Raw genomic sequence first — 17,824 nt, 5'->3', positions numbered from 1 at the left:
TGATAGTTAGACCCGGTTTGCCGGGAAAATCTGTTAATAATTCGGCTGCCTGCCGTCCTGAGAAAACTGTTGGCAGTCCGGATACCTTCTTAAACGTTCCTGCTGCGGTCCAATGCGTGCGGGAACGTTTTTTGTTTTGTTTAGTAGTGTTTGTGCATGCTTATGATTAAAGTTTAGTGAATACTTACCTGCCGGCCTTTTACCGTATAGCTGAAATTGTTTCCTGCAGCCAGCGTTTGCAAGGTGGTATTAAGATTGCTGGCGGCGAACAATGTTACTGTTACCTTCTCTTTTGCTTTTTGCGCCTTGTCAAAGCTTATCTGTACATCATACCATCTTTCAAGTGCAGCGGCTATTTCCTGTAACGACTGGTTGTTGAAGACCAGGCGGCCTTTATGCCATGTAGCTACATCGCCTGCGTTTACATTATCGAGTGCTGCCTGCCGATGATCCCAGGATACCTGTTTGCCGCTGGTGAGCACGGCCAGTTCTTTTATTTGCCCGTTCGTTTGTGCGGCTACTTTTACCTTTCCAGTGGCAACGGCAACTGTTACCGGTTGCCCTTCAAACGCTTCAATCTTAAAGGAAGTGCCCAGTACCGTAGTAGCTACATCTCCCGTATGAATAATAAATGGGTGAGCCGGATCGGTAACAATATCGAAGAAGGCTTCCCCTGCAAGGCTGATCTCCCTCGTTTGACCAGTTAATTGCTCCGGGTATTGCAGGCGGCTGGCTGCGCCCAGGTAGATGGTAGAACCATCGCTGAGCTGAATGACTTTTCGCTGCCCCGCTTTGTTTTGTTGCACGGACATTGCAATGCTGGCCTGTTTTCGCTGGCCGGTGTGGAATAGTCCTGATATGGCGGCTATCATTAAAAGAGAAGCGGCAGCAGCCATGTAGTACCATTTCCGCATAGGCCTGGACGGGCCGCTTCTGCCCATGCGTGTATGCATCGCCGTTACCCATTGCTGTTGCAGGGACCTGTCTGCAGTCGCCTCCATACTTTCTTCCATATCCTTCTCCAGGCGTTCTTCCAGCAAGAGGTTAAGTACATCCCCGCTGCCCGGTTGGCGCAGGTATGCTTCCACGATAGCTGCTTCATCAGGGGTGCAGTTATTGTCGAGGTATTTGATTAAAAGTGCTTTGGTAATATTTGCCATGTTATGCAGGCGATGCTTATCGCCTACTTAATAAAGGCCAAAAAAAGAGGAGAGGGGCTAATGTGCAGAAAAAAATTTTTCAGGAAATAAAAATCAATACCAGGATACCGGTAATGTCTATGTATTCTTTCAGTTCAGTACGGAGATAGGTAAGCGAAGCTTTGATATGATTTTTAACAGTGAACAGCGAGAGGTTCATTTCCTTCGCAATTTCTGCATGCGAAAGGTTTTCATGCCTGCTGAGACGAAATACTTTCTGCCGTTGCTGGCTAAGGGCATTCAGTTTTTCCTGGTAAAGTTCACTGAGCTCGTTTTCCCGGAGGCGATTGGCTGCGTCTTCAACGGAAGTATCGCCGGCCAGGTCCAGCGGTACGGTAGCGGTCTGGTTGCGGGTCAGTACTTTGATGATCGCATGCTTCATCGCCCTGAACAGGTAGGGGCCCAGTTGTATATCCGGTTCCAGCTGATGACGTTTATCCCAGAGCCAGAACATCAGGTCCATCATGGCCTCTTCTGCCCGGGCTTCGTCACGGATATACTTCAGCGCATAATGATACAGTTTGCCCGAGTACCGGTCAAACAGTACATCATAAGCCCTGGTATTGCCTTTCCTGCATTCTTCCAATAATAATATATCCGGTTGTTCAGGTAAAGTTGATCGCATAGTTTGCCACTATTTTCCCAATGACAAACTTAAGCGCAATTTTCAGGTGTGTGTATTAAGGGATTATTAACTTTTTGCAACCCTTAACCAGGACGAACAGATGGTACTAGTTCTTTCCGATTATCTTCTTCCGGTGTTCCATTCCCCACTCTGTCAGGTTCGTGATAATAGTCTGCAGGGTTTTGCCATGATCTGTCAGTTCGTACTGTACTGTAACCGGTTGGGTGTCTAAAACCGTTCGTTTAACCAGTTTATTAGCTTCCAGCTCTTTCAGTTCCTTGCTCAGCATTTTGTTTGAAATACCGGCTACATCATTCAGGATATCTGAAAACCTTCTTTTGTTGTAATAGCAGATGGATGAAATGATACAGATCTTCCATTTCCCGTTCAGCACATCCATCGCGTCGTTGATCGCCATCATTTCCTTTTTGCGATCCTTTAAAAATTCACTTGCGCACTCCATAAGGTTACTTTGTTACTTAGAGGTTACCGTTACTTTTGGTTACGAAGTTACTAAAATATACTTTGAGTGCCTAGCTTTGTAACTCACAAATAAAAAGACAGAAAGATGGGAAAATTAAGAAACAAAGTAGCAGTCATTACAGGAGGTAACAGCGGTATCGGCTTTGGTATCGCAGAGGCATTCAGCAAAGAAGGAGCGGTAGGCGCAATAACGGGCCGGAACGAAAAAACGTTGAACACTGCAGCAGAGGCATTAGGAAACAGCTTTATCGGGATCAGGGGAGATGTAACGAAGGTTGCTGACCTGGAAAATATATTTAAACAAACGGCCGCTAAATTCGGAAAAGCAGATGTGCTGGTTGTCAATGCCGGCGGAGTGGTTGACGGAGTGCCCCTGGCTGCTATTACCGATGTAACGGAAGAACATTACGACCGGTACATGGAGCTGAACCTGAAAAGCGCTTATTTCACCGTACAGAAATCGCTGCCTTATTTAAACGACGGCGCTTCTGTTATCCTTATCGCTTCCAGCGCGGCGCATCGCGCGATGCCGGGCATGGCTATCTATTCCGCAGCCAAAGCGGCTGTTGTATCGTTGGCCAAAGGCCTGTCGCTTGACCTGTTGCCAAGGAAGATACGGGTGAATGCACTTTCGCCCGGCTCTATTGATACGCCTATCTTTGATAAGGCCGTACCGCAGGAACAGGTAGAACAGGTGAAGCAGTTCTGGGCGAACATTACACCTGCCGGAAGGCAGGGACGCCCTTCCGACATCGGGCATGCAGCGGTGTTCCTGGCTTCAGACGAATCGGCCTTTATAGTAGGTACAGAACTCCTGTCGGATGGCGGGTTGACTAATATCAGCCTGGCGAAGTAACTTCAACGGATATAAAATACGGTAGCATGAATCTGACTAACAAAGCAATACTGGAAAAAGCCAATGCGGCGATCAGGGAAGGAAATAACGAAGGCTTCCTGTCTTTCTGCTCGGAAGATACGGAATGGACATTCGTGGGCGACCATACACTGAAAGGAAAGGAAGCCGTCAGGCAGTATATGGCGGTAGCCTATGTTGAACCGCCAAAGTTTATAGTGGAAACCCTGATCGCAGAGGGCGATTTTGTGACGGCCATCGGTAAGATCAGTATGAAGAACGAAGCGGGAAGGATGGTCGATTACTCCTATTGTGATGTCTGGAAATTTCGTGACGGCAAGATGGCTGAATTAAAGGCGTTCGTTATTGAAACCGCTGGCTGATAAGAAAAAACAACTAAGCCGCCTGCTGCTGTAGGCGGCTTAATTATTTATAATATTATTTGTTGGAGACAGTGTTTTTTATCCGGCTGATAGATTCGCGCGTTGTACCTAAATAAGAAGCGATCTGGCTTTGGGGCAGCAGTTGCTCAAAGAATCCGTATACCGAAACGAACTCGGCATACCTTTCTTTCAATGGTTGCTGCAACCATAGTATGCGGCGTTGCTGTGCGGCAAAGGCCCTCTGGAAATTGATGCGGAAATACCGTTCCAGCGGGGGCAGTTCGTGGAACAGTTTTTCGAGATCTTCATATGTGAACTGTAAAGTTTCTGTGGGCATAAGCGCCTCAATATGGTAGTTTGAGGGTTTTTTATGAAGAATGGAATACCAGTCGCTTATCCACCAACCCGGGAATGCAAATTGTATCACATGTTCATTGCCGGCATTGTCTATATAATATTGTCTCAGGCATCCATCCAGCACAAAGAAATCTGAAAGGCAATAGTCGCCCTCCTGCAGCAATAACTGGTTCTTCTTTAATTTCCTTTTCCTGCCATGCGAGAGCAATAATTCGAATTCTTTTTCAGAAAGGGGTACTGTTGCTGTAATATGTTTATGAAGCGGATGCAAAGTGGTTGATATTTCCTATAAAAATAGCGCATTCAACTGAAAATGATGTGACTTTTGTCACAGGCGCTTTTTCTTTCCCGGTAACAGTTACCGGAGCGCGTATGAGGGCGCCAAAGGTAAATGTACGCACACCTATGCTGTGATATTTATCACACTAAATTCAGATCAAATGTCAAAGGTCCGGCCAGCCCCATATTCTAATTTTGAGACGTTATACAACACTTTCAAACTATGAATAAAATTTTAGCATTACCCGCTTCAGAATCCCGCGATCTTACATCCCTGGCTGCCCGGCTGGCACTGGGCATTGTCCTTTTCCCCCATGGCGCCCAGAAATTGCTGGGCTGGTTCGGTGGGTTCGGCTACCAGGCGTCTATGGAGTACTTTACAAAAACAGTCGGATTACCAGCTATTATTGGCTTTGCGGTGATCGTCATTGAATTTGCAATGCCGATACTCCTTGTCCTGGGCTGGTTTACAAGGATATCAGCCCTGTTGATCCTCGTTATCATGGTTGGTATTATTATCACAGTACAGCACGACTATTTCTTTATGAACTGGTTTGGGATGCAAAAAGGAGAGGGGATGGAATTCTTTCTCCTGGCCATTGGTTTATCCATTGTCTGCTTTTTACAGGGGGCCGGAAAGTATGGAATAGACTATTGTACTAAAATGAAGAACCATGAAAAATAAATATCTCCCGTTCCTTTTAATAGCAATGGTTGCCGCCTGTACGGCGCCGCAACCGCAGAAGATAAAGGATCCCCTGGAAATAAATCGTACGATCGGCCAACGTTATTTTGAAGAAGTCTGGAACCAGGGCAAAGTAGACCTGCTCGATAGTTTACTTGCCCCGGGTTATATAAACCATACGCCCAGCGCGCCAACAGTTCCCGGCCCAGAAGGACTGAAGCCCATTGTGCTGGCTATCAGGAAAGCATTCCCCGATCTGCATTACGAGATCCAGGACATGATCCCGGCGCCGGGGTATTTAACCATGCGGGTGGTAATGACGGGAACCCAGCAGGATACTCTTTTCGGCCTGCCGCCCACAGGGAAGCCGGTAAAGGTGCTGCAGATAAATATAGAGAAGATCGTAGACGGGCGTATTGCAGAACACTGGCGGGTGACAGACGAGCTAACCATGATGAAACAGCTTGGAGTGGTAAAATAGATAGTCGCATTGCCTGCCGGCGCGGATGTTTGGCAGGAAGGGCCTAAGGAAAGATATTTTCCTTAGGCCTGTTGCGTATAATGATGGGGCATTAAATTTATCCGAGAAAATAATTTGCCGGCGCCCAACCTTTTGGTTAGTTTGCGGGGTTTATCAGTTAAACAATATTTCCCCGGATTTAAAAGCACGATCATGATAAAAAGATACCTGTTGTTTTGCGCTGCAGTTTTAATAAGTCACTTCGCGATGGCCCAGAAAGTGGTGGAGCCTAAAGGACAACCGGATTGGGTAAAGCCTTACCAGCCTTTCCGGATAGCGGGGAACCTGTATTATGTAGGAACTTACGACCTGGCCTGTTACCTCATCGTTACGCCCGCCGGCAACATCCTGATAAATACCGGCCTGGCATCTTCAGTCAACGATATAAAAAAGAACATTAAAGCACTGGGCTTTAAGTTTGAAGACACGAAGATACTTCTCACTACCCAGGCGCATTATGATCATTTGGGCGCTATGGCAGCCATCAAAGAAGAAACAGGTGCAAAATTCTTTGTAGATGCAGCGGATGCGGAGGAAGTAGCCAGCGGAGGAAAGACTGATTACGCGCTGGGAGGCCAGTACAGTTCCTTCAAACCAGTGAAAGCCGACAAGCTGCTGAAAGATAAAGATAGTGTCGTTTTAGGAGGAACAACTCTGGTAATGCTTCATCACCCCGGCCATACGAAAGGTTCCTGCAGCTACCTGCTCAATGTAAAGGACGATAAAAAGACCTATAAAGTATTGATCGCAAACCTGCCGAGCATCGTTACGGAACAGAAATTCAAAGACATCAGGTCTTACCCGGGTATTGCCAAAGATTACGCATATACGATCAATTCTCTTAAACATCAGACCTTCGATATCTGGGTAGCTTCTCATGCCAGCCAGTTCAAACTGCACGAAAAGCATAAACCGGGCGATGCTTATAACCCTGCCGCTTTCCGGGATGAAAAAGGTTATAAGGAAGAAGTTAAGTTTTGGGAGAATGAGTTTAAGAAGAAGCTGGCGAAAGAGTAGTGACCCGGGAAGGAAAATAACGCTGTTGCCAACAGCCGGGTATAGTAAAGACCGGAATTATTGAATATCTTAAGGTCTTTATTCTTCACCAAATTCCACGAACGAAAAATGTCATCATTCGAACTTGATCGCCGGCAGTTGCTGAAAGTACTTGGTTTATCTGCCGGGGCTTCCCTGGTCCAGGGATCTGCTGCAGCAAAAGGAACGATCAGCAAACCGGCTGCGGATTTTAAATATTCCCTGAACATGAGCACGATAAGGGGGCAGCAACTGGGTTTTATAAAAGAGCTGGAAGTTGCTTCCAAAGCAGGCTTCAGGCATGTTGAGATCTGGATAGATACCTTTCAGCAATACCTGGCGGAAGGAGGCGATGCCGCTACCGCTGCAAAAGTGATCCGCGACCTGGGACTGGAAATTGAAAATGCCATAGGCTTCGCCAAATGGATAGTGGATGATGAAGCTACCAGGAAAGAAGGACTGCGACAGTTGGGCCATGAAATGGAATTGCTGGCGAAAATTGGCTGCAAACGGGTGGCAGCGCCGCCCTTCGGGGCGCATGGACCCGATGCTGCCGTTATAGACCTGAATGTGATCACTGAACGGTATAAGACCATTCTTGAAATGGGCAAACGAACCGGTGTGATGCCTATCCTGGAAATGTGGGGCGGCTCCACTAACCTGAAAAAGATCAGCCAGGTGATCTATGTGGCCACAGAAACGGGCGACCCGGATGCCCGGGTACTGATGGATACCTTCCATATTTTCAAGGGAGGGTCCAGCTTCAACAGCGCTCCGTTCGTAGGCAGGCCTGCCATGGATATACTTCATATCAACGATTATCCTGCCGGTATTGCCCCGGCAAAGATCTCCGAGCCCGACAGGATCTACCCCGGCGATGGAATCGCGCCTTTAAAGCCGCTGCTGAAACAATTAAAACACCCCGGTAATCCCGTCATCCTGTCGCTGGAAGTCTTTAATCCAAACTACTACAAACAGGATGCGCTACTGGTAGCCCGTACCGGCCTGGCCAAAATGAAAGCGGTAACAGCTGGCCTGTAAACCCACTGAAACTATAAATGGCGGAAGGAGAACAGGTCTGTGGCCTGTTCTTTTTTCCAGTGTGCTGCAACGCTTACAGTTCCAGGAACACTAACCCCGCTGATTGGAACTACCCCTATGCCAGGATTTTTTTTAGGAACAGGATAGTTCTGTTCCTTCTATACCGTGTTTATGTAGCATAAGAAGTCATTTTTATGCTGTTAAGAAAAAAGATCTTATTCCTGCAAGGATTACTGGTTATGTCGATAGGCGCCGCCCTGCTCGGCAGTTGCGGGGACATAAGGCCGCAAACGCCGGGTGGAAAAGAGTTGCCCGACAGGCCCACCTTCCCGGAAGACCATATGCCTATATTGGGAAAGGAAACCAACGGACAAACCGAATTATCCAACTTCGCTATATCCTACCTGGATATTCCCGTTTCGGGGAACGACGAACCTTTTGTTGTAGTGCAATTGCCAACTTTGCATCACGATACTCTCGCCAACGAGCTTCTTTATAAATACCAGTTATTATCCGGTACCCTGATCAGCCAATGGGCTAAGAAACATACAGGCGTGGTACTGGATCTGAGCACTACCAAAGAAGGATTGCAGAAAACAGATTTCCGGCTGGCAATAAACGATGCGGCTTTTCCCTTAGTACTGATCTGGGACAAAGCAGCGGCCGACCGTGCAGATATTTATGCCAATGTAATTAAAAAGCTGCCCGGTATTGTCGTGTCAGAAGAGGTGATTACACCGCCCTCGCTGTTCGAAATACTGCCTGCAGACAAAGACAAACGGCCCATGTTGCAAAACGCATTGCCTGAAACCCGTTTCTGACGGAAGATCATTCAAACATACACCCCCCTTTTATTTATTACCAAAATCAATTGCAATTATTGATGAATCGCTATGCTTATATACCACTGGTTGCTGTGCTGTCGTCCTGCGCTGTATTCAAAGGTGGGAACAAAAAGAAGGAAACAACTGCGGCAGCTGCAGAAGTAAAGCCCGATAAGAACGGGGTAAAGCCGTACAGTAGCGTTATTACCGGTGAGATGGTTACCTACCCGGGATTTATCACTGTTCATAGTACCCAAAAAAAGGATACCGTGTACCTGGAAATCGACAGGCAGCTATTGGGAAAAGACGTGCTGGCGATTAACCGGATAGCGAAGATCGCAGGAGGTTTCCCATTTTTTGCAACAGAAGAACTGGACGAGAAAATTCTGTTCTTTGAAAAAGGGCAGTTTTCCAACCTGAAGATCAGGCAGCAGGTGTTATCACGCCGGGCCGATTCTTCCCAGTTATTGAGTAAAGCGGTTGCCGGCGCCAATACAAGACCGGTGCTGGCTACCTGTCCCATCCTGGCTTATGGCAAGGATTCGAGTATCGTGATCGATGCGACGCCATTGATCAGGGATGCATCAGGGTTTATGAACAGCATTGACCAAAGCGATCTCCAGAAATATATTAAAATCGCTACGTTTAAGGACTTCGAGGTGGAATCTGTGCGCACGTTTCCCGAAAATATAGCTATCAGCATCAGTAAAAACGGCGCCTATGAGATGAACCTCATTAATAAAAAAGGAGGTCCTATGTCGCTTGTTACTACTACCTCCTTTATCAAATTGCCGGAAACGCCTATGGCGACCAGGTTCTACGACCAACGTGTAGGATATTTCGCCATCCCGTATGTAGCATACAAAGATGACCAGCAAAAGATCCGGATCAACAAGATCATCCATCGCTGGAGGTTGGAACCCAAACCTGAAGATGTAGAGAAGTACAAAAGAGGCGAGTTGGTGGAACCAGCCAGGCCTATCGTCATCTATATAGATCCTGCAACGCCGAAGCAATGGCGCAAATTCCTGGTAGCAGGGATTAACGACTGGCAGCCGGCATTTGAAAAGGCCGGCTTTAAAAACGCGATCATTGGGAAAGAATGGCCGGAAAACGATTCTGCCATGAGCCTGGAAGATATGCGTTATTCTGTATTGCAGTTCCTGCCTTCGAGGCAGCAGAATGCTTATGGTCCGAACGTTCATGACCCAAGGTCGGGCGAAATACTTCATACAAGAATAGAGTGGTACCAGGATATTTCAAAGCTGTTGCATGCCTGGTATGTATTGCAGGTAGGACCCGCAGATCCCGGCGCGCAGAAAGGAAACCTGGACGATGAGTTGATGGGGGAGCTGATGCGTTTTGTATCCAGTCATGAAGTGGGGCATACGCTGGGACTCCGACATAATTTTGGCAGCAGCAGCAAAACGCCTTCAGATAGCCTGCGCAGTAAAACATACCTGCAGCAATACGGGCATACGGCCAGTATTATGGACTATGCACGTTTTAATTATGCGGCGCAACCTGAAGACAGCATACCCAGAGCGTTGCTGTTCCCACGGGTAGGCGACTACGATAAATGGGCCATCCAGTGGGGATACAGGCAAACTTTTGCCGCGAACCCGGAGGAAGACAGGAAGATAATGGCACGGATGATCAAAGACAGCCTGGCTGCCAATGAACGTTATTGGTTCGGGAACGGAGAGCAGGAGTCGTTATACGACGCACCCCCTATTGATCCGCGTTGCCAGACGGAAGACCTGGGCGACGATGCCGTTAAAGCCAATACCTACGGGATCATGAATATGAAAAGAGTGTTTGCAGAGATCAGCAAATATTCATTTGAAGATGGGGGACAGCGGCAACTGATGCATGACATATTCGAGGTTGGGGTATTGAGATACCTGGGACTCATTGCAAACGTATCAAAATATATCGGCGGCGTTACTTACGAAATTAAAGAAGATGAAGACGAAGCGCCTTCTTACGAACCTGTGCCAAAAGAAAAGCAGGTAGCTGCCCTGGATTTTGTTATCAACGAATTTATCAATACTCCAACCTGGCTGGTAGACCCGGAATTGCTGAATAAGATCAACATGCCGAGAACGCGCAATTATATTGAAGATGCACAGCTCAGGAGCATCAACATAGCCTTTAGCGCGCCAACGCTGAACGAATACTATCGCCGCGGCATCAGGTATGGCGCCGACAAAACGCTTACGGCCGATGAAATTATATTGAAAGCCCATGCAGCAATATGGGGAGATCTGCAGAAAGGAACAGTGAACATCGACGATTATCATTGCAATATGCAGAAAGCTTACCTGGCTTGTATGTTTACCATTTTCAGATCGCCGGAGCCGACGCTGATGGGCTCCCCTGCCTTTAATATCGCCGCATCTGAAATTGCAAAACTGAAAGAAGAAGTTAAAAAAGCTATCCCGTTGGCAGCAGATGCCAAAACCAGGATGCACCTGGAGGACCTGGATAGCCGTATCAGGAAACTATCTTCAAAACTAAAATAGTCCTTCAGTTACTATCCATCCCTGTTAATGCAGTAAAAGCTCCTTCCTGCCTGGCAGAAGGAGCTTTTTGCTGAATAAATATTTTATGAAAAAATACATAACCGGATAGTTCGCTGCATTAACCTGGGTGTTTTTAGTACATACAGATTTATTCATTACCAAAATCATTTAGTATTTACGAATGAAACGCTATGCTTATATCCCTCTTGTGACTGTGTTGGCATCCTGTGCTGTGTTCAAGGGCGGGAATAAAAAATCCAAGAAGTCAGCCGCCGCTACGCCTGCCGCTGCAACACCAGCAAAACCCGTTGCGCCGGTAGGGAAGAACGGTATAAAGCCTTATGACCAGGTGATCACCAAAAACATGATCACGCAACGGGGACTTATTACTGTACACAACACCAGGGAGATGGATAGCGTCTTCCTGGAGATCGACAAGCCGTTGCTGGGCAGGGACATTTTGGTAGTTAATCGCATTAAAAAAGCGCCGGGCGGTATCCTGGCATATCCCGGCGAAGAGTTAGACAACTCAACCATCTTTTTCGAAAAAGGACCGAACGAATCTATCCGGGTTCGCCTGAACCTGGTGATAGGGGCGGCAGATTCCAGCAATGCCATTGCCAGGGCGGTTACTGCTTCCAACCTGAATCCTGTTATTGCTAATTTCCCTATTAAAGCCTATGGGAAGGATTCTGCCAGTTACGTGATCGATGTCAGCAAATTCCTGAAAGAGAATAATAACTTCATTAACTCGGGAGCGCCTAATCATCCTTTTATCGCCAAGTCCCTGGATGTAAAAAACATGAAGGATCATGAAGTGAACGCAATTCTTGCATTTCCTGACAATATCGAAATTTCCATCAGCAAAAACGGGATGATCAGCGGCCCGGCTCCCAGGCCTGCTACGCTGGAAACAACTACCTCCCTGATCGCGCTGCCTGAAAAGCCTATGCAGATGAGGTATTTCGACCAGCGGGTCGGCTACTTCTCCGACTGGATGGTGAAATATGCAGATGATCAGCAAGGGTCAAAGGAACGCCACTTCATTCATCGCTGGCGGCTGGAACCTAAGCCGGAAGATATGGAACGTTACAAGAGGGGAGAACTGGTTGAACCGGCGAAACCAATTGTGCTGTACATTGATCCTGCTACCCCGAAGAAATGGCGCAAATACCTGATCATGGGAGTGAACGACTGGCAGGTGGCGTTCGAGCAGGCAGGGTTTAAAAATGCAATTGTAGCCAAAGAATGGCCGGAGAACGATACAACCATGAGAATGGAAGACGTTCGCTACAGCTTCATCAACTACTTCGCATCCGAACTTACCAACGCATATGGTCCTAACGTTCATGATCCCCGCAGCGGCGAGATCATTCAAACCCATATTGGCTGGTATCATAACGTGATGGAACTCCTGCATAACTGGTACCAGGTGCAGGCGGGACCTAATGACCCCAAAGCCCGCTCAGCGGAATTTGATGATGAGCTGATGGGGCAACTGATCAGGTTTGTATCCAGTCATGAAGTGGGGCACACCCTGGGCTTGCGTCATAATTTCGGCAGCAGCAGCCGAACGCCGGTCGATAGTCTTCGCAACATCGCTTACCTGAAAGCGCACGGGCATACCGCCAGCATCATGGATTATGCGCGTTTCAATTACGTGGCGCAACCGGAAGACAAGATCCCGCAGGAACTCCTGTTCCCACGCATTGGCGAGTATGACAGATGGGCAATAGAATGGGGATACAAGTATATCAACGCCAAAACCCCGGAAGAAGATAACAAGGTAATGAGAGACCTGATCACCAAACGCCTGGCAGCCAATGACCGCCTTTGGTTTGGGGATGGAGAAGAAAAAAAGATTGATCCTGCCTGCCAGACGGAAGATCTTGGAGATAACGCCGCCAAAGCCAATGCGCTGGGTATTAAAAACCTGAAAAGGGTAATGGCCAACCTGAAAGATTGGACAAAAGAAGATGGCGGACAACGGGAACTGCTGAAGAATATGTACGAGCAGGTAATGAAACAATATAACCAGTATCTTATCCATGTAGCCAAAAACATCGCAGCAGTGAATTACACCGTGCGCATGGATGGCGACGACAGGCCTTCCTACACCGTTGTTCCTAAAGCCAAACAGATCGACGCCGTTGAATTCTTCAACAACGAAGTATTTAAAACGCCGACATGGCTGATGGATACAAAGATCAGGGATATGGTGGAAGTGCCGGGAGGCATACATCCGGTAGAAACCATACAGATCAGCGCTGTAAACTCGTTGCTGAGTCCTGTGCGCATCAATTACCTGATGACGCTGGAGCGTCGCTACGGTAACAAAGCCCTGGGTATAGAGCAATACATGCAGTTGGTGCGTAAAGAGATCTGGAACAATCTTTCCAAGGTAGATGGGAACCACCAGATGATGCAGAACGCCTACGTAGGGGCATTGTTCAATATCACAAGGAATGCGAAAGCGGAGATCAGCGAATCGCTGGCTTCTTCAGTTGCCTTTAACGAGATCAAAACCATCGGGGCGCTGATCAAAAAAGCATTACCGCAGGCGGCAGACCAGTCAACCAGGGCGCATTTAAATGCCCTGAACGAGAAGATCGACCTGCTGTCAAAAAATCTGTAATAGTTCTCATAAGCAATAAAACAACCAATGCCGGCGGTACGCGTTATTTCCATAACGTTACCTCCGGCATTATTTTTTTCCCGGAATGCTAAAACTTTGTATCTAGCATAAAAATTCTGAATATGGGATTATTTTCAGGTTTAATGGGAAATGCAGGTTCAGTAAGCATTGAACAACTGCAAAGGGATTATGGGCGCTTGCTGACAGACAGCGAGAGCATCGAAATGGGTTTTAAACTCATCAGGGATACGTTTATATTCACTAATAAACGCCTTATCCTTATTAATAAACAGGGGATCACAGGAAGTAAAATGGAGTACAGGAGCATTATTTACCGAACGATCTCCCGTTTTAGTATCGAAACTGCCGGGCATTTCGACCTGGAGGCGGAATTGAAAATTTGGGTATCGAGCGAAACAGAACCCAGCGTGGTAAAGCAGTTCAATCGCTCGGTGGATGTTTACGAAGTGCAAAAAGTACTGGCGCATCACGTATTGGGCTAAAAAATACCGGTTTCATTGTCACCCGATCACTGCTAACAGGAGTAGTTAGTAAAAGTAATCGTATGAAATCTGTTTTATACCTGTTAGGATTTATACTGCTGATGTCGTGCAGCAGCAAAGGAGACCCAAAGCCAGATGATAGTAACAGCGGAAACAAGTCAAACACCTATTACGTAGCGCCGGGCGGAGATGACCAGAATTCCGGGAAATCTTCTGCACCGCTGAGAACCATCAATGCCGCGTTAAACAAAGCCCTGCCGGGCGATGTAGTGATAGTGAAAGAAGGAACTTATCATGAAAAGGTAGTTTTCCCGAAATCAGGAATAGCAGGCAAAGAAATTATATTGAAGGCCGCACCCGGCGAAAAAGCCATTATCGATGGTACCGGCCTGGCAGTGGTAGGATGGGAGGCGTTGGTGACCATCAAAAATCTCCGTTATATAACCCTTGAAGGACTGGATATCTGCAACTTCACTTCCCACGGGAACAGTACCGATCCGGAAGGTATTTCTATTACCGGCAATTCTAAAAATATCACCATCCGGAATTGCAATATCTACAACATCAAAAACAAGGCTACCCTGGCCGAGAGCAGGAGCGCTCATGCCATCTTCGTGGTAGGCAATGCGGCAGAACCGATAACAGACCTGGTGGTTACAGGTTGCACCATCCATGATATGGAAACCGGTACCAGTGAGAATCTTACACTGGCAGGAAATATTGATGGCTTCTCTGTCACCCATAATACCATCTACCATACAGAAAACATAGGCATCATCATCGCCGGCGGCGATAACCTGAACCCCGGCGGCGACATCAGTACCAACTACGCACGTAACGGGGTAGTAAGCGATAACCTGGTGTATAATGTTTCCATGAGCAACAGCGCTGATATCTGGGGAAAAGATAACTATGGCGCTATCGGCATCTATGTTTGCGGCGGCGCCGGTACTGTTATTGAACGTAATAAAGTGTACGACTGCGACAGGGGAATAGGGCTGGTAAGCGAAAGCAATGTGCTGCCTACGAAAACCTGTATCGTAAGAAATAACTTCGTTTATAATTGTTATCGTACAGGCATCTACATGGGAGATTATTTAAACTATACCCATGGCGGAACGTATGACTGTTACGTGGTGAATAATACATTGTTCGGCAATAACCGCACTGTAGGCGCTTTCGGAGAAATAGAAGGAGAGATAAGGCTGACTGAGAACTGTTTTAATAACGTGATCCGCAACAACCTGGTATACGGCGGGGCCAACGACCAGCTGATCCATAAATATACCAACAGTGGCAACGGGAACGTGATAGATAACAACCTGTATTATACAACAAGCCAGTACCAATGGCTTTGGGGCGTTACTAACGGCACGCCCATTACCGACTTCAATACCTGGAAACAGACCAGTAAAATGGATGCCGCATCTCTTTCAGGGAAAGATCCTTTGCTGAAAAGTATTACAACCCCTGATCTGCACATCCGGCCGAATTCGCCTGCTATTAACGCAGGCGCCGTGATCAGCGAGGCGGTCAACGGTACCACGGATATCGACGGCAAGCCAAGGATAGTGAATGGTAAGATCAGCATCGGCGCACAACAATAATGTAGAATTTTATACTATGGAAAACAAAACATACTCATCATCCTGTAGATGATGCAAAGGGCAATGCAGAGGCATTGCTGGTTATGAAGAATGAAATGGGACTGAAGATCAGGCTTTGATCCATGCCTTCCGTAGCATTAGACGAGGAGACGTTTTTCTCTTATGAAATAGGAACCGGGTATTATTCATCAAAACGATTTAGAATTTTCACCAGGGCCTCCTGGCTGATATCCAGTTTTAGCCCCTGGGTATCGATGATCTTTTTCTGGCGCAGCTCTTTCACTGTCCTGTTGAAACTTCTTACAGTAATGCCCAGGTAGGCGGCCAGGTCTTTTTTTGAAATGAAGATCTGTTGCGCATTTTCCAGCGTGAGCACGCGGAGCAGGGCATATTCTACCGGGTAAAGCTGCTGGTAGGCGGCCCTTATGCAGGTTTGACTGATACGGGTGGCCAGTTCCTTCATGATCATAGCGTTGAAGGCCGGATAGCTTTCCAGGAGGGAATTGAATAAGGCCTGCGGCACCACCAGCGTTTCCACTTCCGTAATAGCGGTAATATTGCAAAGGCATTTTTCCTGGCGGATGGCTTCAATATCGCCCACTACTTCTCCCTTCCCCAGGAATTCGAAGATATAGTCTTTCCCGTTATCCTCCTGGATATAACATTTGGCGATACCCGACAACAGGAAATAGACCTTCGAGATCCGGGACCCTTGCTGTATGAACGTTTTCCCTGCTTCAAACACTTTTTTCCCGACCTCGGGGTGGCCATTCAACCGGGCTTCAACGAATTCCAGGATGGGTAAATTAATTCTTAACATATCGGATATTGGACAAATGTCCCAAGTTTTATTGAGGGGCTATGTAATTTTGCGTTCCTTAAAAATGCAAAGATAAGATGATACAACAAATCAGTGTTATAGCTTTCGACGCCGACGATACCCTCTGGGTAAACGAGCCTTATTTCCAGGAAACAGAGGATAAATTTTGCAGCCTGCTGGAAGATTATCTTCCCAAACACAGCGCCTCCCAGGAACTTTTTAAAACGGAAATGGCGAACCTCGACCTGTACGGATATGGCATTAAGGCATACATATTGAGCATGCTTGAAACTGTGTTACGCGTCACCGGTAATTCGGTAAACCCGGAAATCCTGCATAAAGTGATACAATACGGCCAGGAAATGATGAATAAGCCGATTGAACTGCTGGATGGGGTGGAAGAGGTATTGCAGGCGCTTTCCGGTAAATACAGGCTGGTAGTGGCCACAAAAGGCGACCTTAGGGACCAGGAAAGGAAATTGAGGAACTCGGGACTGGAGAAGTATTTTCACCATATTGAGATCATGAGCGATAAAAAGGAAAAAGACTACCATAAGCTGCTGAAGAACCTGGGCTGTAGTCCCGACCACTTCCTCATGCTGGGCAATTCCCTGAAATCAGACGTAATACCGGTGCTGGCTATCGGCGGTCACGCTATTCATATACCCTATCATATAACCTGGGAGCATGAACGAATCGATTATAACGTGGAAGATCCAAGGTTTTATAAAGTCGATTCGATCAGGGAGATCCTGCAACACTTAAATCCATGAAGCACTTATTAGACATCGACACCTGGGCAAGAAAAGAGCATTACGAGTTTTTCAGCCGGTTTGAAGAACCTTTTTTCGGGGTCTGTGTAGACATTGACTGCAGTATTGCCTGGCAGCAGGCCAATGCCATGGAAACCTCCTTTTTTCTCTTGTACCTGCACCGTTCACTGGTTGCCGCCAACGAGGTAACCCCTTTCAGGTACCGGATCAACGACGGAAAAGTGTGGGTATACGATACCGTAGGGGCATCGCCTACCATCAATCGCCCCGACAGTACATTCGGCTTCGGGTATATGGACTATTACCCCGACTATGCTACTTTCTCGGTCAAAGCGGCGGAGGAAGTGGCGCGGGTGAGGAATAGCAAAGGACTTGTTCCCGCTATTTCCGGTGAAAATGTGATCCATTATTCCGCTTTGCCATGGATAGATTTCAGCGCTGTTTCCCATGCCCGGGCTTTTTCGTTCCCGGATAGCTGCCCGAAGATCTCGTTTGGCAAGATGACGGAAGTGCAGGGGTGTAAACGTATGTCTATGTCCGTTCATGTACACCACGGGTTAATGGATGGTTTCCATGTAGGAAACTTTATTGATTTGTTTCAGCAAAAGATGAATGACCCGCTTTTATAGGGAATAAATTTTTCCTATTTTGAGGGGATAGGCTGACAAATCATTTAC

18 protein-coding genes are annotated in these 17,824 nt (G+C 47.1%); 13 read left to right on the top strand and 5 right to left on the bottom strand.

Annotated features, from left to right (window positions below; translation table 11 throughout):
- Positions 1-173: 173 nt before the first annotated feature.
- From BLV62_RS18485 to BLV62_RS18475, 3 genes are all read right to left on the bottom strand, one after another.
- Positions 174-1,160 (bottom strand): FecR family protein, encoded by a 987-nt coding sequence (locus BLV62_RS18485; RefSeq protein WP_089763448.1) that lies wholly within the window; start codon positions 1,158-1,160, stop codon positions 174-176.
- Between the two features lie 79 nt (positions 1,161-1,239).
- The gene (locus tag BLV62_RS18480; protein ID WP_089763447.1) at positions 1,240-1,824 is read right to left on the bottom strand and encodes an RNA polymerase sigma-70 factor; all 585 of its coding nucleotides are present in this window, start codon (positions 1,822-1,824) and stop codon (positions 1,240-1,242) included.
- A gap of 106 nt (positions 1,825-1,930) precedes the next feature.
- Positions 1,931-2,287: a winged helix-turn-helix transcriptional regulator gene (locus BLV62_RS18475; protein WP_089763446.1), complete on the bottom strand. Its 357-nt coding sequence runs from the start codon at positions 2,285-2,287 to the stop codon at positions 1,931-1,933.
- Between the two features lie 105 nt (positions 2,288-2,392).
- Here BLV62_RS18475 and BLV62_RS18470 point away from each other — a divergent pair, with 105 nt between their 5' ends.
- Positions 2,393-3,163, top strand: coding sequence for a glucose 1-dehydrogenase (locus BLV62_RS18470; protein WP_089763445.1), 771 nt, complete (start codon positions 2,393-2,395; stop codon positions 3,161-3,163).
- Between the two features lie 26 nt (positions 3,164-3,189).
- The gene (locus tag BLV62_RS18465; RefSeq protein ID WP_089763444.1) at positions 3,190-3,543 is read left to right on the top strand and encodes a nuclear transport factor 2 family protein; all 354 of its coding nucleotides are present in this window, start codon (positions 3,190-3,192) and stop codon (positions 3,541-3,543) included.
- 55 nt (positions 3,544-3,598) lie between these two features.
- On the opposite strand, the gene BLV62_RS18460 is transcribed toward BLV62_RS18465, so the two are convergent.
- A complete protein-coding gene (locus BLV62_RS18460) occupies positions 3,599-4,171 on the bottom strand; it encodes a Crp/Fnr family transcriptional regulator (RefSeq protein ID WP_168927901.1) in 573 nt (190 codons plus the stop codon).
- 231 nt (positions 4,172-4,402) lie between these two features.
- Here BLV62_RS18460 and BLV62_RS18455 point away from each other — a divergent pair, with 231 nt between their 5' ends.
- From BLV62_RS18455 to BLV62_RS18415, 9 genes are all read left to right on the top strand, one after another.
- A complete protein-coding gene (locus BLV62_RS18455) occupies positions 4,403-4,864 on the top strand; it encodes a DoxX family protein (protein ID WP_089763442.1) in 462 nt (153 codons plus the stop codon).
- Complete coding sequence (locus tag BLV62_RS18450) at positions 4,854-5,345, top strand: ester cyclase (RefSeq protein WP_089763441.1); 492 nt, start codon at positions 4,854-4,856, stop codon at positions 5,343-5,345. The genes BLV62_RS18455 and BLV62_RS18450 overlap by 11 nt, the downstream gene beginning before the upstream one ends.
- 192 nt (positions 5,346-5,537) lie before the next feature.
- A complete protein-coding gene (gene bla, locus BLV62_RS18445; RefSeq protein WP_089763477.1) occupies positions 5,538-6,401 on the top strand; it encodes a subclass B3 metallo-beta-lactamase in 864 nt (287 codons plus the stop codon).
- 108 nt (positions 6,402-6,509) lie between these two features.
- The gene (locus tag BLV62_RS18440; protein ID WP_089763440.1) at positions 6,510-7,460 is read left to right on the top strand and encodes a sugar phosphate isomerase/epimerase family protein; all 951 of its coding nucleotides are present in this window, start codon (positions 6,510-6,512) and stop codon (positions 7,458-7,460) included.
- A gap of 194 nt (positions 7,461-7,654) precedes the next feature.
- Positions 7,655-8,281, top strand: a complete 627-nt coding sequence (locus tag BLV62_RS18435; protein ID WP_089763439.1) for a hypothetical protein — start codon at positions 7,655-7,657, stop codon at positions 8,279-8,281.
- 62 nt (positions 8,282-8,343) lie between these two features.
- Positions 8,344-10,809, top strand: a complete 2,466-nt coding sequence (locus BLV62_RS18430; protein WP_089763438.1) for a zinc-dependent metalloprotease — start codon at positions 8,344-8,346, stop codon at positions 10,807-10,809.
- Between the two features lie 181 nt (positions 10,810-10,990).
- Positions 10,991-13,444, top strand: coding sequence for a zinc-dependent metalloprotease (locus tag BLV62_RS18425; RefSeq protein ID WP_089763437.1), 2,454 nt, complete (start codon positions 10,991-10,993; stop codon positions 13,442-13,444).
- Positions 13,445-13,566: 122 nt separating this feature from the next.
- Positions 13,567-13,947, top strand: a complete 381-nt coding sequence (locus BLV62_RS18420; protein WP_089763436.1) for a PH domain-containing protein — start codon at positions 13,567-13,569, stop codon at positions 13,945-13,947.
- A 62-nt stretch (positions 13,948-14,009) separates the two neighbouring features.
- Positions 14,010-15,554, top strand: coding sequence for a right-handed parallel beta-helix repeat-containing protein (locus BLV62_RS18415; RefSeq protein ID WP_089763435.1), 1,545 nt, complete (start codon positions 14,010-14,012; stop codon positions 15,552-15,554).
- 181 nt (positions 15,555-15,735) lie between these two features.
- Here the strand turns inward: BLV62_RS18415 and BLV62_RS18405 are convergent, their stop codons facing one another.
- A complete protein-coding gene (locus BLV62_RS18405) occupies positions 15,736-16,374 on the bottom strand; it encodes a Crp/Fnr family transcriptional regulator (RefSeq protein ID WP_089763434.1) in 639 nt (212 codons plus the stop codon).
- A 77-nt stretch (positions 16,375-16,451) separates the two neighbouring features.
- Between BLV62_RS18405 and BLV62_RS18400 the strand changes: the two genes are divergently transcribed.
- Entirely contained in the window at positions 16,452-17,147 is a 696-nt protein-coding gene (locus tag BLV62_RS18400) for an HAD family hydrolase (RefSeq protein WP_089763433.1), read from the top strand.
- Positions 17,144-17,776, top strand: coding sequence for a chloramphenicol acetyltransferase (locus tag BLV62_RS18395; protein ID WP_089763432.1), 633 nt, complete (start codon positions 17,144-17,146; stop codon positions 17,774-17,776). Before BLV62_RS18400 ends, BLV62_RS18395 begins: the two co-directional genes overlap by 4 nt.
- Positions 17,777-17,824: the final 48 nt, after the last annotated feature.

It is taken from the genome of Chitinophaga terrae (ex Kim and Jung 2007) (genome assembly GCF_900107795.1).
GTDB classification, from domain to species: domain Bacteria; phylum Bacteroidota; class Bacteroidia; order Chitinophagales; family Chitinophagaceae; genus Chitinophaga; species Chitinophaga terrae.
Note: the sequence above shows the minus strand (reverse complement) of the source record. Positions and strands in the feature narration are given on the sequence as shown.

Coding starts and splice junctions, on each gene's coding strand:
- BLV62_RS18435 (WP_089763439.1), top strand. CDS start 7,655: ATGCTGTTAAGAAAAAAGATCTTATTCCTGCAAGGATTACTGGTTATG.
- BLV62_RS18415 (WP_089763435.1), top strand. CDS start 14,010: ATGAAATCTGTTTTATACCTGTTAGGATTTATACTGCTGATGTCGTGC.
- BLV62_RS18425 (WP_089763437.1), top strand. CDS start 10,991: ATGAAACGCTATGCTTATATCCCTCTTGTGACTGTGTTGGCATCCTGT.
- BLV62_RS18405 (WP_089763434.1), bottom strand. CDS start 16,374: ATGTTAAGAATTAATTTACCCATCCTGGAATTCGTTGAAGCCCGGTTG.
- BLV62_RS18480 (WP_089763447.1), bottom strand. CDS start 1,824: ATGCGATCAACTTTACCTGAACAACCGGATATATTATTATTGGAAGAA.
- BLV62_RS18475 (WP_089763446.1), bottom strand. CDS start 2,287: ATGGAGTGCGCAAGTGAATTTTTAAAGGATCGCAAAAAGGAAATGATG.
- bla (WP_089763477.1), top strand. CDS start 5,538: ATGATAAAAAGATACCTGTTGTTTTGCGCTGCAGTTTTAATAAGTCAC.
- BLV62_RS18455 (WP_089763442.1), top strand. CDS start 4,403: ATGAATAAAATTTTAGCATTACCCGCTTCAGAATCCCGCGATCTTACA.
- BLV62_RS18470 (WP_089763445.1), top strand. CDS start 2,393: ATGGGAAAATTAAGAAACAAAGTAGCAGTCATTACAGGAGGTAACAGC.
- BLV62_RS18430 (WP_089763438.1), top strand. CDS start 8,344: ATGAATCGCTATGCTTATATACCACTGGTTGCTGTGCTGTCGTCCTGC.
- BLV62_RS18465 (WP_089763444.1), top strand. CDS start 3,190: ATGAATCTGACTAACAAAGCAATACTGGAAAAAGCCAATGCGGCGATC.
- BLV62_RS18440 (WP_089763440.1), top strand. CDS start 6,510: ATGTCATCATTCGAACTTGATCGCCGGCAGTTGCTGAAAGTACTTGGT.
- BLV62_RS18395 (WP_089763432.1), top strand. CDS start 17,144: ATGAAGCACTTATTAGACATCGACACCTGGGCAAGAAAAGAGCATTAC.
- BLV62_RS18420 (WP_089763436.1), top strand. CDS start 13,567: ATGGGATTATTTTCAGGTTTAATGGGAAATGCAGGTTCAGTAAGCATT.
- BLV62_RS18450 (WP_089763441.1), top strand. CDS start 4,854: ATGAAAAATAAATATCTCCCGTTCCTTTTAATAGCAATGGTTGCCGCC.
- BLV62_RS18485 (WP_089763448.1), bottom strand. CDS start 1,160: ATGGCAAATATTACCAAAGCACTTTTAATCAAATACCTCGACAATAAC.
- BLV62_RS18400 (WP_089763433.1), top strand. CDS start 16,452: ATGATACAACAAATCAGTGTTATAGCTTTCGACGCCGACGATACCCTC.